Genomic DNA, 22,726 nt, shown 5'->3' with positions numbered 1-22,726 from the left:
GACCCCCATATGTTGCATATTAAAATCCGCTCCGATTTAAATCCCAACACTGTCATCGCAAATACTTTTAGGTCGGTTTACAAATCGGTCTAGCGGGTATCAAGTTTTTCGTTCGGACTTACCGGACCATCCCTTCCAATCATCGCAGAAGTACAGACCGCATCCTCAGTCGGCGCGCATGCTTTGCTGCGTACAACTCAGAAGAAACCCCATGGCAGACGATCAGCTCAAACTTAACCTAGACTTTGACGTAAAGACCACCGGCACGCCCGAGCTTGAGGGGATCGAGAAGACAGTCGGTCGGCTCAACGCCCAGCTCGACGCGCTTGTGGCGAAGTCTCGGGCCGTGGCTTCGGCCATGTCATCGCTTGGTCGGGGAAAGGGTCAATCAGGACCGGGTGCCTCGACGGACAACCGCTCGCTACGGGATGCACTCGGACTCGAGCAAGGCCGGCTGTCCGTACTCAAGATGCAGATGCGGTATCGGAAGCAGGCTGAGACCGAAGCCACAAGGGCTGTCGAGCGAGGCCGCCGGGCTGCCGAACGTCGCTTCCGAGACGCCCTGTCGTTCACCACCGCCATCAACCGCCAGAGACAGGCCGAAGAGCGCGCCACACAACGGGAGATCGAGCGCACGGGCCGCGCCAGGATCGCCGAGGAACGCCGCCTGGACCGTGATCGAAGCCGCTCTCGCCGGGATGCCTCCTCGCATCTCAGTGACGCTGGCCGCCATGGTCGGGATGGCTACCGGGCTCTGACCCGTACTCCGGCCGTCGCTGCGGCTGCTGCTGGTGCTGGCGCTGCCGGGCTCACCCGCCGGGCCGTTCGATCAGAGGTGGACACCGACTCGGCCGAGATCGACGCCCGCATCTACGGCGCCTTGAGCAAGGATGCCGCCAGAGCGCTCAGGGACGATTGGGCGGCCCCGCTGTCCGAACAGCTCGGCGTGACCACGGCTAAGCTACTGCGCTCCTACACCGACGCGCTCAAGCTCGGCATTCCCAAGGAAGGCGCGGCTGGGTTCGCCGAGCTGAACACCAAGATATCCGAGGCTTGGTCTGTCCCGTTCGAGACAGTCACGGACACGCTCGGCACGATCAACACCCTGCTCACGTCCAAGGGCGAGAAGTTCGATATCGGCCGTCTTAAGTCGGTGGCGAACACCCTGCAGGTCCTGGCCGCCGGTCAGAGCACGACACCGGAGAAGTTGATCAGCTTCCTCCAGCGGGGCGCTGGTGCCGCCCAAGTGCTGAATATGTCTCAGGAAGCCGGACTCGCGTTCGGTTCGGCTTCAACCTCGCTCGGCAACCAAGCCGGGCAGAGCGGGCGCCTGTTCGACTACATGGCATCCCGGCTGATCGAGCTGCCGAACTTGGTCCGCAAGAAGGGGGACGAAGGCCGCAACGCGCGCTCGCTGATATCGGCGCTCGGCTACGGCTCGGCCGGCGATATGGAGCGGCAGAGGCGCGCCGATCCGGATGCGTTCCTCCCGGAGTTCATGTCGCGGTTCAATAAGATTAGGGACCCCAAGAAGAAAGAAAAGGCGACCCGCTTCTTCGCAGGACGTGAATGGATGGGCGGGTTTGGCCGCATGGTCCAGGGCGCCGACACGTACAAGGAAGCGGTTAAGCTTCAGAAGGAAGCCAAGAGCCGTGACGCCATCGAGGAAGTGTGGAAGCTCCACCTGCAGAAGCTCAAGACCGTACTCGGCCGTATCCGCTCCGGTGCCCTGAACATTCTTAACGAAATGGGGAAAGTCTTTGCGCCCATCCTGTCGGACTTCTCCGATTATTTCCTCGCATGGTCGCGCAAGCTGGCCGGCGGCGGACTCAAGGATCGGATCAAGGGACTCGTGGACGGGTTCGTGGAAGGGCTGGGCTTCAAAGACATTCCCGGCATGCTGAACGGGATGTTTGGCAAGCCCGGCGAAGGGTCGGTCGGTAGCGTCGAGACGTTCAAGGCCGTGGCGCGCGGGTTCGCTGAAGGGATCAAGCAGGTGTTCGGGGCCTTCCGGGGTCTCGTCGGTGCCTTCGCCGGGGGAGATCCCGAAACCATCGGGCGCTGGACGGGACGCATCGTCGCCCTGTCCGTGGCGCTGACTGCACTGTCACCAGTCCTGGCCGTCCTCGGTGGGTTGGTCGGGATACTGCGGGCCGCTGCTGCGATCCAGGGTCTCGCTGCTGTCGGCACTGCGGCTGCCGCAGGCGTCGGGGGTGGTGCTGCCGCTGCCGCTGGTGGTGCCGCCGCTATGGTCTGGAAAACGGCCGGCAAGATGTTCGGCGTGGGCTTCCTCGCCGAGATCGCCCAGTACTTCAACGTCCTCAAGCCGGATGCCAATAAGGGCCTGCTCGGCAACTTGCTCGAAGAACTCGTCCCAGCACCGGTCAGGCGGTGGCTCGACGGCGAAAAGAAAGACGGTCAGCCGACCACGGGTTGGGTCGATCCCCCGACCAAGGCGAAGCCCGCAGAGCAGAGTGCGGCCGAGAAGGTGGCGGCCGAGCAGAAGCGCCAGACGGAAATCCTCAAGGAGCAACTTCGCCTTCAGCAGGAAGCGCTCCAACTCGACAAGGCCAAGCAGCTCGGCGACGCGGCGAAAAAGTCGGCGGGTGGCGCGATCACCGACTCCATCCACGACTCGGCGCGGTCAGCGTCATCGTCGGTAATGTCTGGAACGGTCGGAAGCAACGGTGGCGGTCCGCTCGGCGATACCGGGATGCGGCGGAATGGGATCATCGGCGGCAGTGGCAGCGAGACAGGTACAGCTTCCTCCGGCCAGAGAGTCGGCGGCTCCCGCGCATGGCGGAACTCAAACCCTGGTAATCTCAAGGATGGCCCATTCGCTCGCCGTATGGGTGCGACCGGCAGAGACGCGGGCGGCTTTGCGGTGTTCCCCAACGACGCCACGGGGCGGAAGGCTCAGGAATCGCTACTGTTCAACTCCGACCGCTACAAAAACCTGTCGATCCGAGACGCTATCGCCCGTTACGCACCGGGCAGCGACGGCAACGATCCATCTAGCTATGCGGCGCAGATGGCGCGCGCGGCCGGTGTCGGTGTCGATACCAAGCTCTCGGATCTCACCCCGGACCAGCGGTCCAAGTTCCTCGACGCTCAGAGGGATAAGGAAGGTTGGCGAGCCGGTACGGTTGCCGGCGGCCAGGATGGAGGTTCTATCGCGGGGACTCCGGGAACGACGGACGGTCGGTCCGTGCCGCGCATGTCCGGCAACCTTTCGATGGACGGTCGGACCTACCAGTTCGGGAGCGGCGGCCATCGTGGCGCTAGCAGCATTCCTGCCGGGACGTATCCGCTGACTCCGGGAACGATCGGTCCATGGGGTCGCCAGCACGGGGCGCTCGGGATCAATGGCAACAGAATCTGGGACGCTCAGCTCGGGCGTTTCCGAGATGGGATCGAACTTCACTCGGCCTCATCCGCAAAGATGCTCAGCGCCGGCTGCTTGGCGATTAACCGCGAGCAGTGGGGCGAATTCCGGTCGCGCGCCCTGGACTTCTACCGGCGCAACGGGAATCGAGCATTCTTAAAGGTCGACTCCAAGGGCAATGCGTCGATCACGGCAGAGCGCCCGGATGACCCCGTAGCTAGGGTCGCCGCCGAGGATAAGAAAACCAAGGCCCTCGCCCAGGACGCCACGAAGTCGAAGGCCCCGACCATCGGCGATCAGTCTGCGGGCGCCGGGGACTCAACCCCCGGTAAGCCGGGTGGTCTCGGCCAACTCGACGTGACCCCGACCCGTCCTACAAGCGGTGGTCTCGGCGCCAACGTTCCGATCCGTCAAGGTGCTGGCGCGTCAGGCGGTGGCGGCGGTGGTCAGGGTGGCGGTGGTCATACCGTGACGGTCACGAACCACATCAACGGCGCCCAGGACCCGAAGGCGGTCGCCAACGAGGTTCAGCGTCATGTTCAGGACGCGATGAACCGCCGTGGTCACGACTTCAATCCGGCCTGGACCTGATCAGGACGCATACCTAGAATGCATCCAGGACATAGATCTGTGTTCTGGATGCAACAGCCTGCGGTAAGATCATAGCTGATTGGGTATAACCGCACAGACCTGCGTCTAGCGCATGGCTCAGGAGCATCATAGGAAAAGGCTATCGACCACGCCCATTACGATAGGCGCAGCCTATTGGACAGTTGGGAACAAAAATGGTACACGCCTTGTCGTTCGATTGATCGAATCGAACTGGCATAGCTCGCCTGAATTTGGTTAGGGTACGCCGTCAGATCAATTTGGTCAACCGGAAAAATCCGGGGCCTGAGTATGAAGGGGGCGGCGCCTCCGACCGGAACTGCTTCCAGGCGGGCAACGGTCAGAGACGCCGAAGTTGTATGCAAGTGTATACCACGGGTCACAATGGCCCGCAAGCGCTTTGGGAAGACCCAGAGGCGAAGCGCGATATCCCGATGATGTTCCGGTGGTCGGTGCCGGGATGCTTCCGCGATTACCGAGACCTACCCTGGACCGGCAATGGCGACCGTGACCACGCCATCGCGTCTATCCTGGCGGAAGCCATGTCGGTGGCCGGCACCGAACAGCGTATCAGCGTTTCCCTGCGCAGGGAGTGGTACGTGAGGCGCAGCGGGATCGTCGGCCGGGGCTACACGTATCAACACGTCCGTGGCGCCCTGGAGAGCTTGCACGCTGCCGGATGGGTTCATGTCCTGAAGGGCGTGGCGATGGAAGGCGGTTCGGGCATCCAGACGACGTTCTGGCCGACTCAGAAGCTTGTCGATCTCATGGGGATCGAAGTCGCCCTGGTGTACGGCTTGCGCGACCCAATCGTGATGCGCGGCACGGATGGGCAGATGATGCCGGTCCCGGATACGCGCGAGCTGGAGCGCAGGCGCCGTCATATCGAACGGCTGAACGAGGCCATGCGCGGTATCGTGGTCTCGCTCGACGCGCCGGACGTGGCCTGGACCCAGAACGCGCCGATGATGATCGACGGCCGGGACTACGATCCGCGCCGCACTCAGGCGCACGCGGTGTACAACGCCTCCACGAAGGCCGGCGGGCGCCTGTACGGGCTGCCGTATCAGACGCTCAGCAACCGCACGATGAAGCGCCGGAGTCAGATCAGGATCGACGGTGCCCTCGTGGACGAGCCCGATTTCTCCGGCTGCCACCCTCGGATGCTCTACCACCTGAGCGGCTTGGACTTCGACGGGGATCTGTACGCGGTCTCGCATCCGACGTTTGGCCGGGATGAGGCGAAGCTTGCAACCCAGATCCTGATCAACGCCAGCGGCGAGCAGTCGGCCCTGCTCGCGTTCTGCTACCGGCTCGCCACCCAGGCGGCCAAGGCGCAGCTCGACGCTGGAGGGCCGCGCATGACCCAGGCCGAGGTGGATGCCATCGCCAAGGGCCACAGGAACGGCGCCAAGACCCTGTTTGAGGCCCTGAAGGCGAAGCACGCCCCCATCAGCGACACCCTGTTCACGGGGGCTGGTATCCGTCTCCAGTACGAGGAGTCGATGGTCATGACGGCTGCCGCAGCGGCGTGCCTGAGCCGGGGCGTGGTCAGCCTGCCGATGCACGATTCGGCGATCACCAAGGCCGGGTCGGACGCCTCCCTGATGCGCGAGGCGATGCATGACGCCTACCTCCAGCGGATCGGCAAAGCCCCCTTGATCGGAGGCCACTGAGGGTCGGATGAGGGGTCGAAAACGGCCGGAAAACGGGTCCGGTCCGCGGCGCCTCATGTCGTTGTTTTCATTGATGATTTTTCCGGTTTGGTTCCACAGGTACTAGGGAGCTTCCCCCCCGTCTCTCCTCCCTTCCTTTCCCTTCCTTCCCTTCCGGACCTCAGACTTAGCCTTTGCTATACCTCACGGCTTAGTTTCTGGGTGTCCTGGCCTCATGGCCGTCGCCTCGATCAGCTTGTGGCTCTCACCTCGGCTCAGTCTCATCTCTGGTCGGGATCGGCTCTGACCTCGATCACGGGCCTGTCGTGTCCGGCATGCCTCTGAGACCGGCGGAATAGATCGATTTCCGAGATATATCAGTGACATAGTGGTATAATGGCCCCTGCAGATCTAGGGGATATGCCTTGTGACCGACGCCGACGACGTTTCGTCCACCTCCCCGACCAGTCGGGATCTCGACCGTGCCCGCCGTGCCGCTCGTGCCAGGGCTCGCCGCGCTGCCAAGGGTGCCACCCCCAGGTCGCAGTCCAAGGCTGCTCTGGTCCGGCTGCTCGACCTCAACCCCAACACCGTGAAGTCCTGGCACCGCCGAAATCGGCTCCGGGCCGAACGGGACCGTGGGCTGCACCCTTTTCCGTACCCGGCGGGTGCTGATGCTGATGCACCCTTTTCCGTACCCGGTCCGCCGCTCACCGAGGCGCACCCTGTTTCGTACCCCTCTGGCGATGATGCAGGTGCACCCGATTACGTGCCCTCGCCCCAGGTAGCCGAACTGCTGCACCGGGTTTCGTGCCTGCCCGGCGGTGCCGCCCCTGCCTTCCAGGCTGTCTTGGAAGGGTTGATGCTCAACGCCTCTGCCGCTCGTGCCGATTGGGCCGAGTGCGATCCTGACTTGCGGGCGCTGCTCGCTGCCGAGTGACCCTGACCATGAGGAACACCATGACCGCTACCGCTACCGCTCCCGCACGCCGTGGCCGCCCGCCGAAGCGAGACACCGCTTTCAGGTATGGGAATCCCGAGAACCGGCCGAAGCGGCCGACCCCGCTTCCCGGCTACCGGCCCAAGCGGAAGCTGCCGACAGGCGCGCACGCGCACATCGAGTCGCGCAACCTGCCGATCACGATGCCGTCGATCCCGGACCGTGGCATTGATGACGAATCCCTCGGGCTGACCCGGAACGACGCCGCGCAGCTCAAGGCCGAGGGCTGGCTTACCGTCGTCCTGGCTCAGCAGCTCCGCGACGAGGCTAAGGCCCGAGACGCCGCACGGCTGGCCTCTGCTCGATCACTGGCGCCGGGGCCGACCATCGCCGTGGAGGTGCCGGACGACGCCGTAGCTCTGCTCGCTCCGACCGACGTGCTGGACGATGTGGATCAGGGCATCTTGCGGGAGCTTCGCCGACTCACTGCGAGACCGCCGACCCGGTGGAGAGCCGCTGCGGCCTAAAGGTCAAAAATTCTGACCTTTCGTGGGGATGCCCCTGATAATCCCGAGACACCGGCACACCTCGACCGTCACGCTGATAACGCGGCTTTGCGGCCAAGGTTCCCGGCCACTATCCGATAATCTGACAGTGACAAATCGGTCACTACTGGAAAATCCAGTACTGCCCCGCCAAGCCTCAAATTCGGCCCAGGACGGCAACGGTCCATTTCTGGCACCCGATACCGACCGAGACCACGAACACCGCCGGCGGACCGCTAAACGCGATGGAGGGGCACAGGGAGATAATATCACTGTGAGACCCGCACCGACGATCCAAATGTGCCCCTGGGGCACATTCGACCCGCACCGGCCGCCCCCTCATCCACCATGGCAGGGCAACACCGCCCAAGCCCCAACCACGAATCAGAACACCATCATGCCCCGCGCCCTTACCGACCGTCCGTCCCGCAATGTGGGCGTCATCCTCGACGACCTGACGCTCGACGCTATCGACTTGCTTAGACTGGCGGACGACGAAGCCCCGTCCCGGTCCAAGATGATCCGGGAACTTACGCAATTCGCGTTGGCCCTCATCCTCGATCCCGCTGCCGCTGACGAGTTCGTGGCATCGCACCTTGCGAAGGATGCCGATCACGCGACGACGCCCCTACGGGATGCCGTGCCCGCTGGCCGGGCTTGAGCCATACTGACCACGATCAAGTTCAATCCCGCTGGTCACTCCGCCATAGCCGGCGCAACCATCTCATCGGTGATCGCAGCCGCATCGTCCGTGTCGTTCTCCCGCTTGAGAGTCGGGATCGGGATCTTCGCCACGGCCTCGGCCAGGGATTTGATATCGTCATGATGGCGGTAGCGCCCTGCGACGCCTGTTGCCGCGTGGCCCTGCAGATAATCCGCGACCGAATCGGCGATCCCGGCTCTGACCGAGACGGACTTCCACCAATGCCTCGTCGAGTGTGCCGGGCCTTTGCGTGGATCATCGAAGCCGTCCAGGGTCCGTATCCAGTCCGAAAGCCGATTGCTGACCGACTTCGACGCGTGCCGCCCCTCACCGTCCGTGCGGGCCTGCCGTCTCGGCCGGGCGCCGTAGAACAGCGGCCCTTCCTTCGACCGTGCGAACGCGATGAACCCGGACCCGACCAGCGCCGGATGCATCGGTACAGTCCGCTCCGATACATCGTTCTTCAACGAGCCGCCGTCCGCTGCCGGCTCTAGCCGCAGGACGTGGACTCCATCCTCGATCCGCACCCGGTCAGCCGATAGCTGCGCCAGTTCGCCGACCCGCGCCCCGGTGGTGACAAGTAGCAGCGGCAACCATCGTCGGTACGTCGCGGTCTCGCCCTCGGCATGCTTGAGCAATCTGGCGATGTCGTCGTTGCTGTAGGGAAGCCGCCCCTCCCCGGCCCGCTTTTTAGCCGAGACCTTCACGCCCTCGGCTGGGTTCCGAGACAGGATCTTGTTCACCACGCCGAATCGGAACAGCGCCCGCAGGCATGCCAGATCCGAGTCGTTAATGGTTTTGGGCGACCGGCCCGCCGCCACCCGCGCATCTTTCCACGCCACGACCTCAACGTCCGTGACCCGCGACGCGTCGCCGTGTTTCACGTGTCGCTCAAAGTCCGAGAATATCGCCTTCCACGTGGTGACGGTCGATCCTGCCGGCTTTGTCTCTTGCTTCCATCGGGCGAACAGGTCGGTGAATCTCACGCCAACCGCCGCCTTGCCCTTGGCTTGGAAGGGGGGAAACCGTTCGGCCGCAGGATCGGCCCGGTAGTCCCCGCCAGCCATTCGCTTCAGAGCGTGTCCCGCGTCCAGGGCTGCCACCGCGATCCGGCGCAGAAGAACGAGACGGGTCTCGTCATCCACTTCGATCCCACGCCGCTGCAACGTCCAGAACGCCAGCCGGCCAACCCTCTGCTCTAGCGCACGGGTCTCGCTGCTCGATGCGATGCGATTGATGGTCTCGGTGAGCGCCGCGCCCTCGGTCTCGCCGAACAGCAACTCCCGCATGAGTTCATCGTCAGACCGCCCGCGCTCCGGGATTGTGGGAGCCCCAGGAATGCGCCCTTCCACGGCGGCGCGAGTCAAACTCTTAAAGCTTTCCCATTCCCATGGCGTGCCGGGGTTCTCGCCGTGCTCAGCGAGAAGGAGGCGGTATACGTCGCCTGCCAACGCTTCGATCTGCCGTTGAGTGATCGGCGCCGGGCCGACCCTAACGGCGGCGTACAGCTTCGATAGATGCGAACGAATCAGCAGATGCCGCGTGTCGGCAGTCTCGGCGTTGCGGGTATGGAGCGAGCCCCGGATGAACTGCCCGAGCTTGGCCTCGAAAAGCGCGGCTGGCTCGGTCCCGTGGGCCGGAAGCTCGACCGTGACGACACGGCCTTGCACGCGCTCGCGCACCGATTCCGGTACGCGCATATAGAACTGAATGTATCGGGAATCTGACCGTCTAGCGTGGCGCTTCATCGAGAGGTGCATCGGCCGGTGTATCCCGCGATTGTATCACGGTCGGCCCCGGAAACCCTAACGATATCAGTGCTTCAACGACTTAGCGGGCGGTGGTGCCCAGGAAAGGACTCGAACCTTCACCTCTTGCAAGACTGGTACCTGAAACCAGCGCGTCTACCAATTCCGCCACCTGGGCTCGCCGTCGGCCATTGGCCGGCGACGGCTTCGTTTAGGCGGACACGTGGGGTCCGTCAATCGCGATTTGTGCCTTTTGCGCCTCAGCCGCGCGGCCAGTCGCGGATGTCCACGAACCGGCCGGCGACCGCGGCCGCCGCCGCCATGGCCGGCGAGACGAGGTGCGTGCGTCCGCGATGACCCTGACGGCCCTCGAAGTTGCGGTTCGAAGTCGAGGCGCAGCGCTCCAGCGGGTTGAGCCGGTCGGCGTTCATCCCGAGGCACATGGAGCAGCCCGGCTCGCGCCAATCGAAGCCCGCGGCCTTCAGCACCCGGTCGATGCCCTCGGCCTCGGCCTGCGCCTTCACCAGGCCCGAGCCCGGCACCACCATGGCGGAGACGCTCTCGTGCACCTTGCGGCCCTCGACCATCTGGGCGACGACCCGCAGGTCCTCGATCCGGCCGTTGGTGCAGGAGCCGATGAACACCCGGTCCAGGGTGATGTCGGTGATCGGCGTGCCCGGGGTCAGGCCCATGTAGGCCAGCGCCTTCTCCTTGGACTGCCGCTTGTTCTCGTCCGCGATCGCCGCCGGATCAGGCACGCGGCCGCGCACCGAGATCACGTCCTCCGGGCTGGTGCCCCAGCTGACGATCGGCGGCAGGCTCGCGGCGTCCAGGCGCACCTCGCGGTCGAAGAACGCGCCCTCATCGGTGAGCAGGCTCTCCCAGTAGGCCCGGGCCTTGTCGAACGCCGCGCTCTTGGGGGCCTTCGGACGGTCCTTGACGTAGGCGTAGGTCGTGGCGTCCGGCGCCACCAGGCCGGCGCGGGCGCCGCCCTCGATCGACATGTTGCAGATGGTCATCCGCCCCTCCATCGAGAGGGCGCGGATCGCCTCGCCGGCATACTCGATCACGTGGCCGGTGCCGCCCGCCGTGCCGATCTCGCCGATGATCGCCAGGATGATGTCCTTGGCGCCCACGCCGGGCGGCAGCGCGCCGTCCACCGTGACGCGCATGTTCTTGGCCTTGTTCTGCACCAGCGTCTGCGTGGCGAGCACGTGCTCGACCTCCGAGGTGCCGATGCCATGGGCCAGCGCCCCGAAGGCGCCGTGCGTCGAGGTGTGCGAATCCCCGCACACGATGGTCTGGCCGGGCAGCGTGAAGCCCTGCTCGGGACCGATGATGTGGACGATGCCCTGGCGCACGTCGAGGGCGTCGTAGAACTCGATGCCGAAGTCGCGCACGTTCTCGGCCAGCGCCTCGAGCTGGGTGCGGCTCTCGGGGTCGTCGATGCCCTTCGACCGGTCGGTGGTCTGGACGTTGTGGTCCACCACCGCCAGCGTCTTCTCGGGATGGCGCACCTTGCGGCCGGCCACGCGTAGGCCCTCGAACGCCTGCGGGCTCGTGACTTCGTGAACGAGGTGCCGGTCGATGTAGAGGAGGCTGGTGCCGTCCGGCTGGACATCGACGACGTGGTCGTCCCAGATCTTGTCGTAGAGGGTGCGCGGGCTGGTCATCGGTTTTCGTCTTCGGATGGGATCGGTGCAGAACTCTCGCGATAAGGCGCCTTCCTTAGTAGGCATCGCGGGCGAATTTCGAAAGAGGCGAGTCCTCGTCTCGTCGTATCCTGGTCCCGTCGTGTCCAGGTCCCGTCGTGTCTTCGCCCTGCCGCTCGGCGCCGGTCGCCGGATGTCACGGCCCGGGGCCCGGCACGGCTGGCGCCGGACCGGGGGCAGGCCCTATGCCGGATCCAAACCGCCGGTCGCAGCAGCGGCCGGCCGAACAGGGAGTGTGAGATGTCCGAAGCGCCGCCCGAGATCCTGCTGCTCAAGACGATGCATCCGCTGGTCGAGGCCGCCTTCGAGGCGCGCTTCACCGTGCACCGGCTCGCGGGCGTCGCGGATCCGCAGGCCAAGCTGGCCGAGATCGGCCCCCGGATCCGGGGGCTCTGCGTCGGCGGTCAGGTCGATGCGGCCCTGATGGACAAGCTGCCGAAGCTCGAACTGATCGCCAATTTCGGCGTCGGCTACGACGGCGTCGACGCGGCCGAGGCGCATCGGCGCGGCATCGTCGTCACCAACACGCCCGACGTGCTCACCGACGAGGTCGCCGACCTCGCCGTCGGCCTCGTGCTGGCGACCGTCCGGCGGCTCCCGCAGGCCGACCGCTACCTGCGCGCGGGCCATTGGCCGAAGGCGCCGTTCCCGCTCACCGCGTCCCTGCGCGGGAGACGGGTCGGCATCCTGGGGCTCGGCCGGATCGGGCAGGCGATCGCCCATCGGCTCGAGAGCTTCGGCGTCACGATCGACTATCACGGCCGCAGCCGGAAGGCGGGCATCGCCTACACCTATCACGATAGCCTGATCGCCATGGCGCGGGCGGTCCACATCCTGATCGTGGTCGCCCCCGGGGGTGACGACACCCGCAAGCTGGTGGATGCCCCCGTCCTGGAGGCGCTGGGACCCGAGGGCATCCTGATCAACGTCGCCCGCGGCAGCCTCGTCGACGAGGCCGCGCTGATCGCCGCGCTTCAGGCGGGCACGATCCTGGAGGCCGGCCTCGACGTGTTCGAGAATGAGCCGCACGTGCCGGCGGAGCTGGCCGCCCTCGACAATACCGTGCTGCTGCCGCATGTCGGCTCCGCCTCCGAGCATACCCGCACGGCGATGGCCCAACTCGTGGTCGACAACGTGTTGTCGTGGTTCGAGGGTCGGGGCCCGCTGACCCCCGTGACCGAGACACCCTGGAGCCCGCCCGCGTGAGACCCGTACAGGCCGCGCTGCTCGCCGCCCTGGCCCTGGTGCCGCGGCCGGCGGCGGCGCAGGAGGACTTCGCCGCCCCCGCGACGGCGCCCGAGCCGAGCCTCCTGGACCCGGGGACGCTCGCCGCGCCCCCGGCGGCGATGCCCGCGCCCCCCCCTGCCCCGCCGAGCCTCCCCGAGCGGCTCAACGAGGTGCCGGGGACCTGGGACCTGTCGCGCGATGGCACAAACCGCCGCTGCGTCATGACCCTGCGGAGCGAGAACGGCGAGTCCGGCCAGAGGATCAGCTTCCCGGCCGGGTGCCGGCGCGCCCTGCCGGTCGTGAACGGCGTCGCCGGCTGGTTGTTCAGCGACCGGGGCGTGCGCCTGGTCGACCGGAACGTCCGCCCGATCCTCGAATTCGTCCGGCGTCCGGACCAGCGCAGCCTCGTCGCCAAGCCGGACGGCGGCGAGACCTACAGCCTGGTGCCCCTCGACATCGCGGCGATGCGCCCGCCCGCTCCCCCCGCCATCGCGGGGATCGAGGCGGCGCCCGCGACGAACGCTCCGCTGCAGACGGCGCCGTCGGTGCCCGCCGAACTGCAGCGCACCACGGCCGCGACCGCCACGGCGGCGCCGGGGCCCGCGCCGGGCACCTACGCCCTCGACCGATTCCAGGAGCGCGACACCTGCCGGATCACCCTCGACGGGGCCGGCGGCGGCGTCCACGTGGTCCCGGGCTGCCACGATGGCGGGCTCGAAGTGTTCGATCCTGTCCGCTGGCGCTACGCCAACGGCCGCATGACGCTCACCGCCAAGCGCGGCCACACCATCGACCTGGTGCCGAGCGGCGACGGTCGGTGGCGGCGCGAGCCCGAGGTCGGCACGACCTTCGTGCTGCGCCGGGTCGATTGATTATCGCGATCCGCGCCCGTCCTGGACCGGGAGCATCCGCTCCAGCAGGCCGTCCCGGCGGATCACGAGGTGCCAGGCCGTTCCGGCGATGTGCAGCAGCACCAGGGCGTAGACGAACCATTGCCCGACGAGGTGGATCGACTCGGCGATCTTCTGCGCGCCGTCGTCCTTGGTCAGGCCCGGGATGGTGAACAGCCAGAAATATGGCGTGGACCGTCCCGAGAGCGCGCTCAGCAGGTAGCCGCTGATCGGCATGATCAGGAAGATGGCGTAGAGCAGCCAATGGTTGACCCGGCCGATCAGCGTCAGCAGCCGCGGCACCAGGGGATCCGGCGGTGCCGGCCGGATCATGCGCCAGACGATCCGCAGGACCACGATCGCCAGGATCGTCAGCCCGACCGACTTGTGCAGCACGAACAGGCTGCCCTTGGCGGGGTCCGGCGGCAGGCTCACCGCCACCCAGGCGAGGGGCAGGACCGCCAGCGCCAGAGCCGCCGTGACCCAGTGCAGCGCCTGCGACACCGGATGGTGGCGCGGCAGGCCGGACGCCGTGACGTAGGTGGCGGGAAGCGGCGTGCCCGCCTTCCGGTCCGCCTTCCTGCCGGCCGAGATGGTTGAACCTGCCATGATCCCTCGCGGATGGGCCTCGTCCACCGCGGGCTTGAACGGGAAGGCGCCGTCAGCCGACGCCGGGCCCGATCACGGTTTGGAACGATGCCAGGCTGACGGTGTAGAACCGCTCCGGATCCTCTGCAAACGTGGGACGTTCCCGCGTCAGGCCGCCGCGCCGGCGTCGATCGCCCGCGCCACGTCCAGCAGCGCGGCCAATTCCACCGCGGCCGTGGCGAGGCGGGCGGCCACGGTCGCGTCGGTGATCTGTCCGTCCGCCATGTCCTCGGGGCCGGCATAGACCGAGGTCGGCGCGACGTGGGCCGCGAAGAAGCCGAACAGCGGGCGCAGGCCGTGCTCGACCACAAGGGCGTGACGCAGGCCGCCGCCCGTGGCGGTGAGCACCACCGGCATGCCCGCCATCCGCGCCGGATCGACGAAGTCGAACACGTGCTTGAACAGCCCGGCATAGCCGCCCTGGTAGACCGGCGTCCCGACGATCAGCGCGTCCGCCCCCTCGATCGCCGCGATCAGGTGGGCCGCCGGCAGCGGCAGGTCCGCGCGCAGGGACGCCCCGATGCCCGGGCCGGCATCGACCAGATCGAAGACCGTCAGCTCGATCCGGCGCAGCCGCCCGAGCTCGGCGCCGACCGCCGTCACGAGATCGCGGGTCCGCGACGGTCGTTTGGCACTTCCGGAGAAGGCGACGACACGGGGAAGGCTCGGCTTGACGCTCACGACTCGACGCTCACCTGGACATGTTCTTTCAGACGCCGCGCGCCCGGAGGCGGGACACGCGCAAATCCCGAGCCCGCCGAGCGCCCGGCGACGCATCTTTCGAAGGCGCGCCCGCATCTCGCGGTCCGGCCGCACGGTAACGCATTCCGGCCGCGGATGAAGCCTCGATGCCGCGGCCGGATCGATTGGACGCGCGACGCGCCGGCCAACGTCTCACCCCCGCAACCGCCAGACGTGGCTCTGCTTGATCTCGGCGTCTTCGAGGGCGCGGGAGACCGGCACCGCGTAGGTCGCCAGGCATTCCAGGCGCTCGCGCGGCAGGTAGGTGCGCCCCGGGTCGCCGATCAGCACCGTCACTCCGCCCGCCTGCAGGTCGATGAGCCAGGCGGTCACCGCCTGGGCGAGGTCGCGCTCGTAGAACACGTCGGCGGCGAGCACGAGGTCGGCCTCCGGTCGGGTCCCGAGGAGGTCGGCCGAGACCGGGTCGATCCGGCCGGCCACGCCGTTGGCGGCCGCGTTGATGCCGATCGCCGCCACGGCGAACGGGTCGAGGTCGCTGGCGACGACGTGCCGCGCGCCCGCGCGGGCGGCGGCGATCGCCACCAGGCCGGAGCCGGAGGCGAAGTCCACGGCCCGGCGTCCGCGGGCCACCTCGGGATGGTCGAGGATGTAGCGGGCGAGCGCCTGCCCGCCCGCCCAGGCGAAGGCCCAGAACGGCGGCGGCAGCCCGATCGCCTGCAACTCGTCCTCGGTCTTCTGCCAGAGCTCGGTCGCCTCGTCGGCGACGTGGAGGCGGATCTCGGGCGCGTAGGGCACCGCCAGCAGCCGCGTGTTGGCCTGGATGAAGCCCTGCGGATCGTCTGGGGCGCGCATGATCAGGCGTCCAGCAGGTTGCGCCAGACGGCGCAGACCCGATCGGTGACGGCGGCCTCGGTGAAGCCGCCCGCCTCGATCCGCGCCCGCGCCGCCGCGCCGAACGTCGCGACCTCGGCCGGATCGTTGCACAGCCGGACCAGCGCGTCGGCGAGCGCCGGGGCGTCGCCGGGGGGCACCAGCAGGCCCTCGATGCCGTCGCGCACGAGGCTGCGGCAGCCCGGGACATCCGTGGTGACGAGCGCCCGGCCGCAGGCGCCGGCTTCGAGCAGGGTCCGCGGAAGCCCCTCCCCGCCCCGGGACGGCAGGCACGCGACATGGTGGCCGGCCCAGATTGAGGCGACGTCCTCGGTCGGGCCGTGCCAGGCGACGCCGTCGCGGCTCCAGTCCCGCAACGTCGCCGCGTCGATCGAGCGGCGGTTCGACGGATCGGGCGCCCCGTACAGGGCGAGCTCCACGGCCGCGCCCCGGGACCGGGCCAGGCGGGTCGCCTCCACGGCCACGTCGACGCCCTTGGACCACAGCATGCGCGACACCACGGCGACCTTCAGGGGCGGTGCCGGCGGCATCGGCTGCGGCGCGAACGCGGCGAGGGCGACGCCGGCGCCGCCGACCACCGTCACGGACCGCTCGGACGGGTCGAGGCCGAGCGCCAGCGCGTCGTCCGGGTTCTCGAACAGGAAGCGGGTCCGCGCCGAGGCCAGCGGGCCCCGGATCAGCGCCTTCAGCCCGAGCCGGGCGACGCGCCCGATCCGGTCCGCCCGGGCGCCGACGAGGCCGAGGCCCGTCAGCGCGTAGACCCGCGCCGGGATCCCGGCCATGGCGGCCGCGGTGCCGCCCACCAGGATGCTGCGCAGGGCGATGCAGTGGACGATGTCGGCGTCGAGCGCCTTCAGGATCCCGGCGAGCTGCCCGGCCGCGTAGCCGGCCGCCATCGGGTTGAGGCTCGCCCGCTCGGCCTCCAGCGGCACGACACGGGCGCCCGTCGCCTCGATGGCGGCGCGGTGCGCCCGCACCCGGGTGACGACGGCGACCGACAGGCCCATGCCGATCGCGGCGCGCGCCATCGGCAGGAAGTGGGAGGCGAAGAACCAATCCTCGGTGACCACGAAGACCAGGCTTCGCTTGGGATTGGGGAGGGGGTCGCGGGCGGGTTCGAAGTCCATCCGCTCCGTCTAGCACGGCCCGCGGCGTCGGCCTGCGGCGGATGCGCAGGCCCGGAACGGCACGCCTGCGCCGCCGGTTGACCGTGGCCTTCTCGCCGGGCGTCATCCCGGCGGCGTATCCGGGAGGGGCGGCCATGGCGGACACCGAGACGGACCAGACCGGCGCAACCCTGCGCGCGGCGGCCCAGGAAGCCGGCCTCGTCTACGTCGACGACGGCCTGCCGGGCCTGACCCGCAAGCGCAGCGGCACCGGTTTCCGCTACCTCGACGCGAAGGGCGCGCCGGTGCGCGATAAGCGGATCCTCGCCCGCATCCGCGCCCTGGCGATCCCCCCGGCCTACACCGATGTCTGGATCTGTCCGCGCGGCAACGGTCACATCCAGGCCACCGGCCGGGACGCGAAGGGGCGCAAGCAGTACCGCTACCACGCCGATTTCCGGCAGGCCCGCGAGGAGAACAAGTTCTCGCGCATCATGGCCTTCGCGGACGCCCTGCCGGGCATCCGCCGGCGGGTCGATGCCGACATGAAGCGTCCGGGCCTGTGCCGCGAGAAGGTGCTCGGCACGGTGGTCCACCTGCTCGAGACCACGCTGATCCGGGTCGGCAACGACGATTACGCCCGAACCAACAAGAGCTACGGCCTGACGACCCTGCGCGATCCGCATGTCCGGATCGCGGGGGCCGAGCTGTCGTTCCGGTTCAAGGGCAAGAGCGGCAAGATCTGGGACGTCTCGCTGAAGGACCGGCGCGTCGCCCGGATCGTGAAAGCCTGCCAGGACCTGCCCGGGCAGGAGCTGTTCCAGTATATCGACGGCGAGGGTGTGCAGCGCGACGTGACCTCGTCGGACGTGAACGCGTACCTGCGCGAGATCACGGGCGAGGATTTCACCGCCAAGGATTTCCGGACCTGGGCCGGGACGGTCCTGGCGGCCCTGGCCCTGCGCGAGTTCGAGAGCTTCGACAGCGAGGCGGGAGCCAAGCGCAACGTCCGCGCGGCCATCGAGAGCGTCGCCGGGCGCCTGGGCAACACGCCGACGATCTGCCGGAAGTGCTACATCCACCCCCAGGTCCTCGATTGCTACCTCGAAGGCGACCTGCTGATCCAGGTGCAGGATGCGGTCGAGACCGAGTTGAGCGGGGACCTCGGCAAGCTCCGTTCCGAGGAGGCGGCGGTGCTCGGCCTTCTGCAGGCCCGGCTCGCCGCGTCGCGGGGCGACGCCGAGGCGGGCAAGAAGGTCAAGCCCGGCGCGGCTCCGGCCCGTAAGCGGAGCAAGACGAGAGGGACGGCAGCCCGGGCCAAGGCAGCAGCCCCCGTCAAGAAAACCACCGGGCGGTCCCGCACCGCCACGCACGCCGGTGCCACGTAATCTGGAACGTCAGGGGAAGGTGATCCGGGACCCAGCACGGACAGCGCCGCGTAGCGGCACGATCGAGAACAACGCGGACGCAGCGCGTCGTTTCATGCTGGGTCCCGGGTCGCGTTCCGCTGACGCGGCATGCGCTCGGGGAAGGGTACGCGGGTCCGACGCGTCGTAGGGGGGGCAGCCCCCGCGTGGGGCTGCCCGGGATCCCGGTCAATGCCGGGACTGGTTGCCGCCGGACCCGCCGCGGCGGTTCGGGTCGCTGTCGACCACCGGGGCCAGGCCGAGCTGGCGCGCCAGCGAGACGAGATCCTTGAGCCGTCCGGTCTGCGTCTTCCGGCGCAGGTTGAGCCGGTGCGTCTCCACGGTCCGCACGCTGAGCGCGAGGCGGCGGGCGACCTCCTTGTTGCTGAAGCCCGAGCTGAGGAAGCGCAGCACCTCCGCCTCGCGCGGCGTGAGCCCGAGGCTGTCGCCCTGCTCTGCCGGCATCACGGCCTGCTGCTCCGGGGGAACGAGACACTCCGATCCCTCGGCCAGGGCGAGCAGGGCGGCGCCCAGCTCCCGCGGCGACTTCGACCGGGCCACGAAGGCGTCGGCACCCGCCGCCAGCAGCGCCCGGAGATCGTCGGCAGTGAGCGCCCCGAAGGCCACGAGGGTGCGCAGGTTCGGCTGCCGCTCCTTCAGGCCGACCAGACGCGCGATCCCATCCGCCAGCCGGATCTCGTCGAGGAAGATCAGCGCGACCGCGGATCCGGCATCGGCCCGGTCCAAGTCTTCTTCGCCGATCGTGTGAAACTCCGGCATATGCTCCAGAGTGGCGCGAACAGTCGCGCTCAGGTCCTGCGGTTCATCCAGGATCAGGACGCCAACGGCCGTACTCATGACCTCGCACCTTTCGTCTCCCGGCGATACAAAGGGGCCGGGATCGGATGCGTAGTTCCAAGATCCATTCCACGAGTTTGGGGCGAATATTAAGCTTTATATTCGCGGATTCGGGCGATTCCTGTCTTCGTGCTCCGAATTGGTGTGCCAATATGGGTTGCCGTCTTTAACCATGCCGCGGCGATGCGTGCCAGACTGGGGCGGCTTGGCCGTGTCAGCTTGCGACGGCCAAGGTGGCCTCGCCCTGGTACGGCACGACGCGGTTACGCCCGCCGCTCTTGGCCGCGTAGAGCGCGAGGTCGGCCCGCTTGAGCAGGGTGGTGACGTCGTCGCCCTCGACCCAGGTGCTGACGCCGAAGCTGCTGGTGAAGTTGATCGCATGCCGGCTGCCACGGATACGCAGTGCCTGCACGGCCTCGCGCAGACGCTCGGCCCGGGCGGTCGCCTCGTCCAGGCTGCACCCCGGCAGGACGATGCCGAACTCCTCGCCGCCCAGGCGGCCGCCGATGCCGGCGCCGGCGATCAACTCGGCCATGGCCTTGATGGCGACGTCGCCGACGTCGTGGCCGTGCTCGTCGTTGATCCGCTTGAAATGGTCGATGTCGGCCAGGATCGCCGAGATCCGGGCCGGGCGCCCGCCCTGCTCGGCGGCGATGCGCGCCCGGTCGAAGAAGGCCCGCCGGTTGTAGACCCCGGTGAGCGGATCGGTCTCGGCGAGGCGGATCAGCTCTTCCTGCATGGTGATCATGCGCTCGGCCGCGCGCAGCCGGGCGTTCAGCTCCTCGGCGCTCGGCGGCTTCTCGATGAAGTCGTCGGCGCCGCTGTCGAGGGCCTCGGCCAGGCTGCGGACGTTGCGGGCGGACGACATGGTGATGACGTGCAGCGGCCTGCGCTCCTCGGCGAGCAGCCGTGCGGACCAGCAGAGTTCGAGGCCGCAGAGCGGCCGGACCTCGACGCTGGTGATCAGGACCCGGACCGACGGGGTGGCGGCGAGGTGTCGCAGCGCCAGTTCCGAATCCGTGAACGCGTGCACCTCATGTCCGCGCGGCTCGATCAGGGAGGCGATGATCTGGAGGACGACACGGCTCGAATCGACGACGACGATCTGCATGGCATCACCCGGACCCGATCTCCGGTGTCTACAGGGTAAGACTTAACTTGGACCGAACAGAGAGGGCGAATTCCAGCATGAGTGCCGTCTTCACCACGCCCGACTTGCGCTACATCGCGGTCCGGGGTCGCTTGTGGCGGCGCGCCAACCCGCACCTGCCGGAGGCGCATCGCGCGGCGCTGGTGGCCGGGCTGATGGATGCGCGCCGGGCGGTGAAGGCGGCCAAGCGGGCCGAGCGCGAGGGCGAACCCGACGCCGCCGCCGCGCTGGCCGCGGCCCGGGCCGCGGTCGACGAAGCGAAGACCGGACTGGGCGAGCGAGGCCCGGTCTGGTGGCGCGACGACGCCCCCGACCTGAACCGCCACCTCGTCCGGAACACGCCCTACGCCGACTGGTTCGCCGCGCTCAGCGCCGGGGAACCTGAACCGAGATGATCTGCGCGCCGGCCGCGCGGCGCGTTGCGGGTACGGTGGCGTTGATGACCGTGAGGGTCGGCGGAAGGGCCGGCGCGGCCGCGATGCCGGTGACGGTCGGGACCCCGTAGGTCCCGTAGCTCCACGGCGCAGGCACGATCTGACTCGGCCGCGGCACCCGGGTCAGGGGCGCGCCGATATAGGTTCCGCGCACGAACGGACCGGCGAAGCCGTCCTGGCCGGACCCGTAGGGGTAGACGCCCTGCGCGGAGGCCGGTGCCGCCATGAGAACGGTGAGGAGCGTGACGGCTGTCCGGGTGATCATGCGGGCGGCTCCAGGACTCTGCGCTGCACTGACTCGACGCTTCGACGACTCGGCGCTTCAGGAACGATCCTGGAAAACCGACACCATCACCCGCCGTTCCGGGCCGCCACCCCGGCAGAGTGCGTAAACGAAGCGCGCGATCTCAGCGGCAGGTGGTGATCCGGCGGACCACCCAGCCCTCGCCCTCGATCCAGAGGCGCCGCCGGGCCCGGCTGCAGGTCGCGTCGTCCTCGCGCTCGACGGCGGCGACGGGGTGGACCTGCTGCGGGCTGGCCTCGGCGACCTTGGTCTCGGTGCCGGCCGGGGCGGCCTCGGCCTGCGTCACGGCGGAGAAGAGCAGGAGGGCGCTGGCCGCGCCGAAAGCGGTCGATCGGATATTCATGGTGGAGCAGTGCCCTGCGGCCGAGTTTGCGGATTCGTCAGTGGAATGCGCGGCACGCCAATTCGGTTTCATCGATGCCGCGCCTTCCAGGTCGGCGTCGGGCGGGAGGGTGTGCTGCGGCACGGCGCCGGTGGGGCGCCGAGACGTCTCGGGCGCTTAGACTTCGCGGCCGGCGCGTATTAGGAGGAACGGCCCGGACGCGACGGCTCCCGTGGACCCCTGAACCAGCGGGCGAGCCGGTCCACGAGCGAAGGTCCATGAGCAAGCCCAAGCCCCCGACCAACGTGCTCCTGACGCCCGAGAAGCGCGCCGAGGACGTGGACCAGACGATCCGGCCGCTGAGCCTGTCCGAATTCATCGGGCAGAAGGCTGCGCGCGCAAACATGCAGATCTTCATCGAGGCGGCCAAGATGACCGGCCAGGCCCTCGATCACGTGCTGTTCGTCGGGCCGCCCGGGCTGGGCAAGACCACGCTGGCCCAGATCGTGGCCCGCGAACTCGGCGTGAACTTCCGTTCGACCTCGGGCCCGGTCATCGCCAAGGCCGGCGACCTCGCGGCACAGCTGACCAACCTCGAAGAGCGCGACGTGCTCTTCATCGACGAGATCCACCGGCTCAACCCGGCCGTGGAGGAGATCCTCTACCCGGCCATGGAGGATTACCAGCTCGACCTGATCATCGGCGAGGGGCCGGCGGCGCGCTCGGTGAAGATCGAGCTGCCGAAGTTCACGCTCGTCGGCGCGACCACCCGGGCGGGCCTGCTGACGACGCCCCTGCGCGACCGGTTCGGCATCCCGATCCGGCTCGAGTTCTACGAGATCGACGAGCTCGAGAAGATCGTCGCCCGCGGCGCCCGGGTGCTCGGGCTCGGCATGTCGCCGGAGGGCGCCAACGAGATCGCCCGGCGGGCCCGGGGTACGCCCCGCATCGCCGGCCGTCTGCTGCGGCGGGTCCGCGACTTCGCGATCGTGGCCGAGGCCGAGACGGTGACGCGTGCCATCGCCGACCGGGCGCTGAAGCTGCTCGACGTCGATTCGGTCGGCCTCGACGTGATGGACCGCAAGTACCTGACGCTGATCGCTACCTCGTTCGGCGGCGGCCCGGTGGGGATCGAGACGATCGGGGCGGCCCTGTCCGAGCCGCGGGACGCGATCGAGGACATCATCGAGCCCTACCTGATCCAGCGCGGCTTCGTGCAGCGCACCCCCCGGGGTCGGGTGCTGACCAAGCACGCGTTCCGGCACATGGGCTTCGCCGAGCCGCGACGCCAGCAGGACGGCCTGTTCGACGACGGCGACGCCGCCTGAGCCGAATCCCCGTGCCGTCCATGCGGTCGGGACGGGGCTGGTTCACGCCGCGTTCATAGGTTGCCCCCCGCGCCGGCTCGGTCGATGTCCCCGGACCTGTGCGCCGCACCATGGCCAAGCGCCTCAACCGGCGGCTGTTTCTCCCCGGGCGGGCGGACAATAT

20 protein-coding genes and 1 tRNA gene are annotated in these 22,726 nt (G+C 68.2%); 10 read left to right on the top strand and 11 right to left on the bottom strand.

The features are described 5' to 3' along the window. The first annotated feature begins 211 nt into the window (after positions 1–211). The 5 genes from MFF40_RS24140 (at position 212) to MFF40_RS24120 (ending at position 7,795) form a co-directional block, all read left to right on the top strand. Positions 212–3,976 carry a phage tail tape measure protein gene (locus tag MFF40_RS24140; RefSeq protein WP_238262545.1) on the top strand — a complete coding sequence of 1,255 codons (3,765 nt, stop codon included), beginning with the start codon at positions 212–214 and terminating at the stop codon, positions 3,974–3,976. Between the two features lie 383 nt (positions 3,977–4,359). Next, positions 4,360–5,670 (top strand): hypothetical protein, encoded by a 1,311-nt coding sequence (locus tag MFF40_RS24135; RefSeq protein WP_238262543.1) that lies wholly within the window; start codon positions 4,360–4,362, stop codon positions 5,668–5,670. A 406-nt stretch (positions 5,671–6,076) separates the two neighbouring features. Beyond that, complete coding sequence (locus tag MFF40_RS24130; protein ID WP_238262540.1) at positions 6,077–6,589, top strand: hypothetical protein; 513 nt, start codon at positions 6,077–6,079, stop codon at positions 6,587–6,589. Positions 6,590–6,597: 8 nt separating this feature from the next. Continuing rightward, the gene (locus MFF40_RS24125; RefSeq protein ID WP_238262538.1) at positions 6,598–7,116 is read left to right on the top strand and encodes a hypothetical protein; all 519 of its coding nucleotides are present in this window, start codon (positions 6,598–6,600) and stop codon (positions 7,114–7,116) included. A gap of 415 nt (positions 7,117–7,531) precedes the next feature. Further along, entirely contained in the window at positions 7,532–7,795 is a 264-nt protein-coding gene (locus MFF40_RS24120; RefSeq protein WP_238262536.1) for a hypothetical protein, read from the top strand. Positions 7,796–7,830: 35 nt separating this feature from the next. On the opposite strand, the gene MFF40_RS24115 is transcribed toward MFF40_RS24120, so the two are convergent. The 3 genes from MFF40_RS24115 to leuC all read right to left on the bottom strand — a co-directional run bounded on the left by MFF40_RS24115 (position 7,831) and on the right by leuC (position 11,258). Next, on the bottom strand, positions 7,831–9,597 hold the full coding sequence (locus MFF40_RS24115; protein ID WP_238262534.1) for a tyrosine-type recombinase/integrase: 1,767 nt from the start codon (positions 9,595–9,597) through the stop codon (positions 7,831–7,833). An 81-nt stretch (positions 9,598–9,678) separates the two neighbouring features. After that, a tRNA-Leu gene (locus MFF40_RS24110) sits at positions 9,679–9,763 on the bottom strand. Positions 9,764–9,845: 82 nt separating this feature from the next. Continuing rightward, on the bottom strand, positions 9,846–11,258 hold the full coding sequence (gene leuC, locus MFF40_RS24105; protein ID WP_147855669.1) for a 3-isopropylmalate dehydratase large subunit: 1,413 nt from the start codon (positions 11,256–11,258) through the stop codon (positions 9,846–9,848). 279 nt (positions 11,259–11,537) lie between these two features. Here leuC and MFF40_RS24100 point away from each other — a divergent pair, with 279 nt between their 5' ends. Continuing rightward, positions 11,538–12,503: a 2-hydroxyacid dehydrogenase gene (locus MFF40_RS24100; RefSeq protein WP_147855670.1), complete on the top strand. Its 966-nt coding sequence runs from the start codon at positions 11,538–11,540 to the stop codon at positions 12,501–12,503. Continuing rightward, on the top strand, positions 12,500–13,396 hold the full coding sequence (locus MFF40_RS24095; protein WP_238262532.1) for an AprI/Inh family metalloprotease inhibitor: 897 nt from the start codon (positions 12,500–12,502) through the stop codon (positions 13,394–13,396). Before MFF40_RS24100 ends, MFF40_RS24095 begins: the two co-directional genes overlap by 4 nt. On the opposite strand, the gene MFF40_RS24090 is transcribed toward MFF40_RS24095, so the two are convergent. The 4 genes from MFF40_RS24090 to MFF40_RS24075 all read right to left on the bottom strand — a co-directional run bounded on the left by MFF40_RS24090 (position 13,397) and on the right by MFF40_RS24075 (position 16,782). Beyond that, entirely contained in the window at positions 13,397–14,023 is a 627-nt protein-coding gene (locus MFF40_RS24090) for a cytochrome b (protein WP_147896325.1), read from the bottom strand. A 147-nt stretch (positions 14,024–14,170) separates the two neighbouring features. Continuing rightward, positions 14,171–14,743, bottom strand: coding sequence for an NAD(P)H-dependent oxidoreductase (locus MFF40_RS24085; RefSeq protein ID WP_238262530.1), 573 nt, complete (start codon positions 14,741–14,743; stop codon positions 14,171–14,173). A gap of 213 nt (positions 14,744–14,956) precedes the next feature. Beyond that, the gene (locus MFF40_RS24080) at positions 14,957–15,616 is read right to left on the bottom strand and encodes a class I SAM-dependent methyltransferase (protein ID WP_238262528.1); all 660 of its coding nucleotides are present in this window, start codon (positions 15,614–15,616) and stop codon (positions 14,957–14,959) included. Between the two features lie 2 nt (positions 15,617–15,618). Continuing rightward, a complete protein-coding gene (locus MFF40_RS24075) occupies positions 15,619–16,782 on the bottom strand; it encodes a glycosyltransferase family 4 protein (protein WP_238262526.1) in 1,164 nt (387 codons plus the stop codon). A gap of 134 nt (positions 16,783–16,916) precedes the next feature. Between MFF40_RS24075 and MFF40_RS24070 the strand changes: the two genes are divergently transcribed. Then, entirely contained in the window at positions 16,917–18,149 is a 1,233-nt protein-coding gene (locus MFF40_RS24070; RefSeq protein WP_147896322.1) for a DNA topoisomerase IB, read from the top strand. Between the two features lie 207 nt (positions 18,150–18,356). On the opposite strand, the gene MFF40_RS24065 is transcribed toward MFF40_RS24070, so the two are convergent. Together MFF40_RS24065 and MFF40_RS24060 are read right to left on the bottom strand one after the other, a co-directional pair. Beyond that, complete coding sequence (locus MFF40_RS24065) at positions 18,357–19,025, bottom strand: LuxR C-terminal-related transcriptional regulator (protein WP_147854175.1); 669 nt, start codon at positions 19,023–19,025, stop codon at positions 18,357–18,359. A gap of 214 nt (positions 19,026–19,239) precedes the next feature. Then, positions 19,240–20,136, bottom strand: a complete 897-nt coding sequence (locus tag MFF40_RS24060) for a GGDEF domain-containing protein (protein ID WP_147896321.1) — start codon at positions 20,134–20,136, stop codon at positions 19,240–19,242. Between the two features lie 77 nt (positions 20,137–20,213). Here MFF40_RS24060 and MFF40_RS24055 point away from each other — a divergent pair, with 77 nt between their 5' ends. After that, the gene (locus MFF40_RS24055; RefSeq protein WP_147896320.1) at positions 20,214–20,570 is read left to right on the top strand and encodes a hypothetical protein; all 357 of its coding nucleotides are present in this window, start codon (positions 20,214–20,216) and stop codon (positions 20,568–20,570) included. On the opposite strand, the gene MFF40_RS24050 is transcribed toward MFF40_RS24055, so the two are convergent. After that, positions 20,542–20,874, bottom strand: a complete 333-nt coding sequence (locus MFF40_RS24050; protein ID WP_238262524.1) for a hypothetical protein — start codon at positions 20,872–20,874, stop codon at positions 20,542–20,544. The two genes, MFF40_RS24055 and MFF40_RS24050, sit on opposite strands and share 29 nt — an antisense overlap. Before the next feature lie 142 nt (positions 20,875–21,016). Beyond that, on the bottom strand, positions 21,017–21,256 hold the full coding sequence (locus MFF40_RS24045; protein WP_147854171.1) for a hypothetical protein: 240 nt from the start codon (positions 21,254–21,256) through the stop codon (positions 21,017–21,019). 257 nt (positions 21,257–21,513) lie between these two features. On the opposite strand from MFF40_RS24045, the gene ruvB reads away from it, so the two are divergent. Further along, a complete protein-coding gene (gene ruvB, locus MFF40_RS24040) occupies positions 21,514–22,563 on the top strand; it encodes a Holliday junction branch migration DNA helicase RuvB (RefSeq protein ID WP_147854170.1) in 1,050 nt (349 codons plus the stop codon). Positions 22,564–22,726: the final 163 nt, after the last annotated feature.

It is taken from the genome of Methylobacterium mesophilicum, assembly GCF_022179445.1.
Classification (GTDB): domain Bacteria; phylum Pseudomonadota; class Alphaproteobacteria; order Rhizobiales; family Beijerinckiaceae; genus Methylobacterium; species Methylobacterium mesophilicum.
Note: the sequence above shows the minus strand (reverse complement) of the source record. Positions and strands in the feature narration are given on the sequence as shown.

Bases quoted from the DNA above. Each gene is read 5' to 3' on its own strand.
- MFF40_RS24140 (WP_238262545.1), top strand. From the start codon at position 212: ATGGCAGACGATCAGCTCAAACTTAACCTAGACTTTGACGTAAAGACC.
- MFF40_RS24125 (WP_238262538.1), top strand. From the start codon at position 6,598: ATGAGGAACACCATGACCGCTACCGCTACCGCTCCCGCACGCCGTGGC.
- MFF40_RS24120 (WP_238262536.1), top strand. From the start codon at position 7,532: ATGCCCCGCGCCCTTACCGACCGTCCGTCCCGCAATGTGGGCGTCATC.
- MFF40_RS24115 (WP_238262534.1), bottom strand. From the start codon at position 9,597: ATGCACCTCTCGATGAAGCGCCACGCTAGACGGTCAGATTCCCGATAC.
- leuC (WP_147855669.1), bottom strand. From the start codon at position 11,258: ATGACCAGCCCGCGCACCCTCTACGACAAGATCTGGGACGACCACGTC.
- MFF40_RS24100 (WP_147855670.1), top strand. From the start codon at position 11,538: ATGTCCGAAGCGCCGCCCGAGATCCTGCTGCTCAAGACGATGCATCCG.
- MFF40_RS24090 (WP_147896325.1), bottom strand. From the start codon at position 14,023: ATGGCAGGTTCAACCATCTCGGCCGGCAGGAAGGCGGACCGGAAGGCG.
- MFF40_RS24080 (WP_238262528.1), bottom strand. From the start codon at position 15,616: ATGCGCGCCCCAGACGATCCGCAGGGCTTCATCCAGGCCAACACGCGG.
- MFF40_RS24075 (WP_238262526.1), bottom strand. From the start codon at position 16,782: ATGGACTTCGAACCCGCCCGCGACCCCCTCCCCAATCCCAAGCGAAGC.
- MFF40_RS24070 (WP_147896322.1), top strand. From the start codon at position 16,917: ATGGCGGACACCGAGACGGACCAGACCGGCGCAACCCTGCGCGCGGCG.
- MFF40_RS24065 (WP_147854175.1), bottom strand. From the start codon at position 19,025: ATGAGTACGGCCGTTGGCGTCCTGATCCTGGATGAACCGCAGGACCTG.
- MFF40_RS24060 (WP_147896321.1), bottom strand. From the start codon at position 20,136: ATGCAGATCGTCGTCGTCGATTCGAGCCGTGTCGTCCTCCAGATCATC.
- MFF40_RS24055 (WP_147896320.1), top strand. From the start codon at position 20,214: ATGAGTGCCGTCTTCACCACGCCCGACTTGCGCTACATCGCGGTCCGG.
- MFF40_RS24050 (WP_238262524.1), bottom strand. From the start codon at position 20,874: ATGATCACCCGGACAGCCGTCACGCTCCTCACCGTTCTCATGGCGGCA.
- MFF40_RS24045 (WP_147854171.1), bottom strand. From the start codon at position 21,256: ATGAATATCCGATCGACCGCTTTCGGCGCGGCCAGCGCCCTCCTGCTC.
- ruvB (WP_147854170.1), top strand. From the start codon at position 21,514: ATGAGCAAGCCCAAGCCCCCGACCAACGTGCTCCTGACGCCCGAGAAG.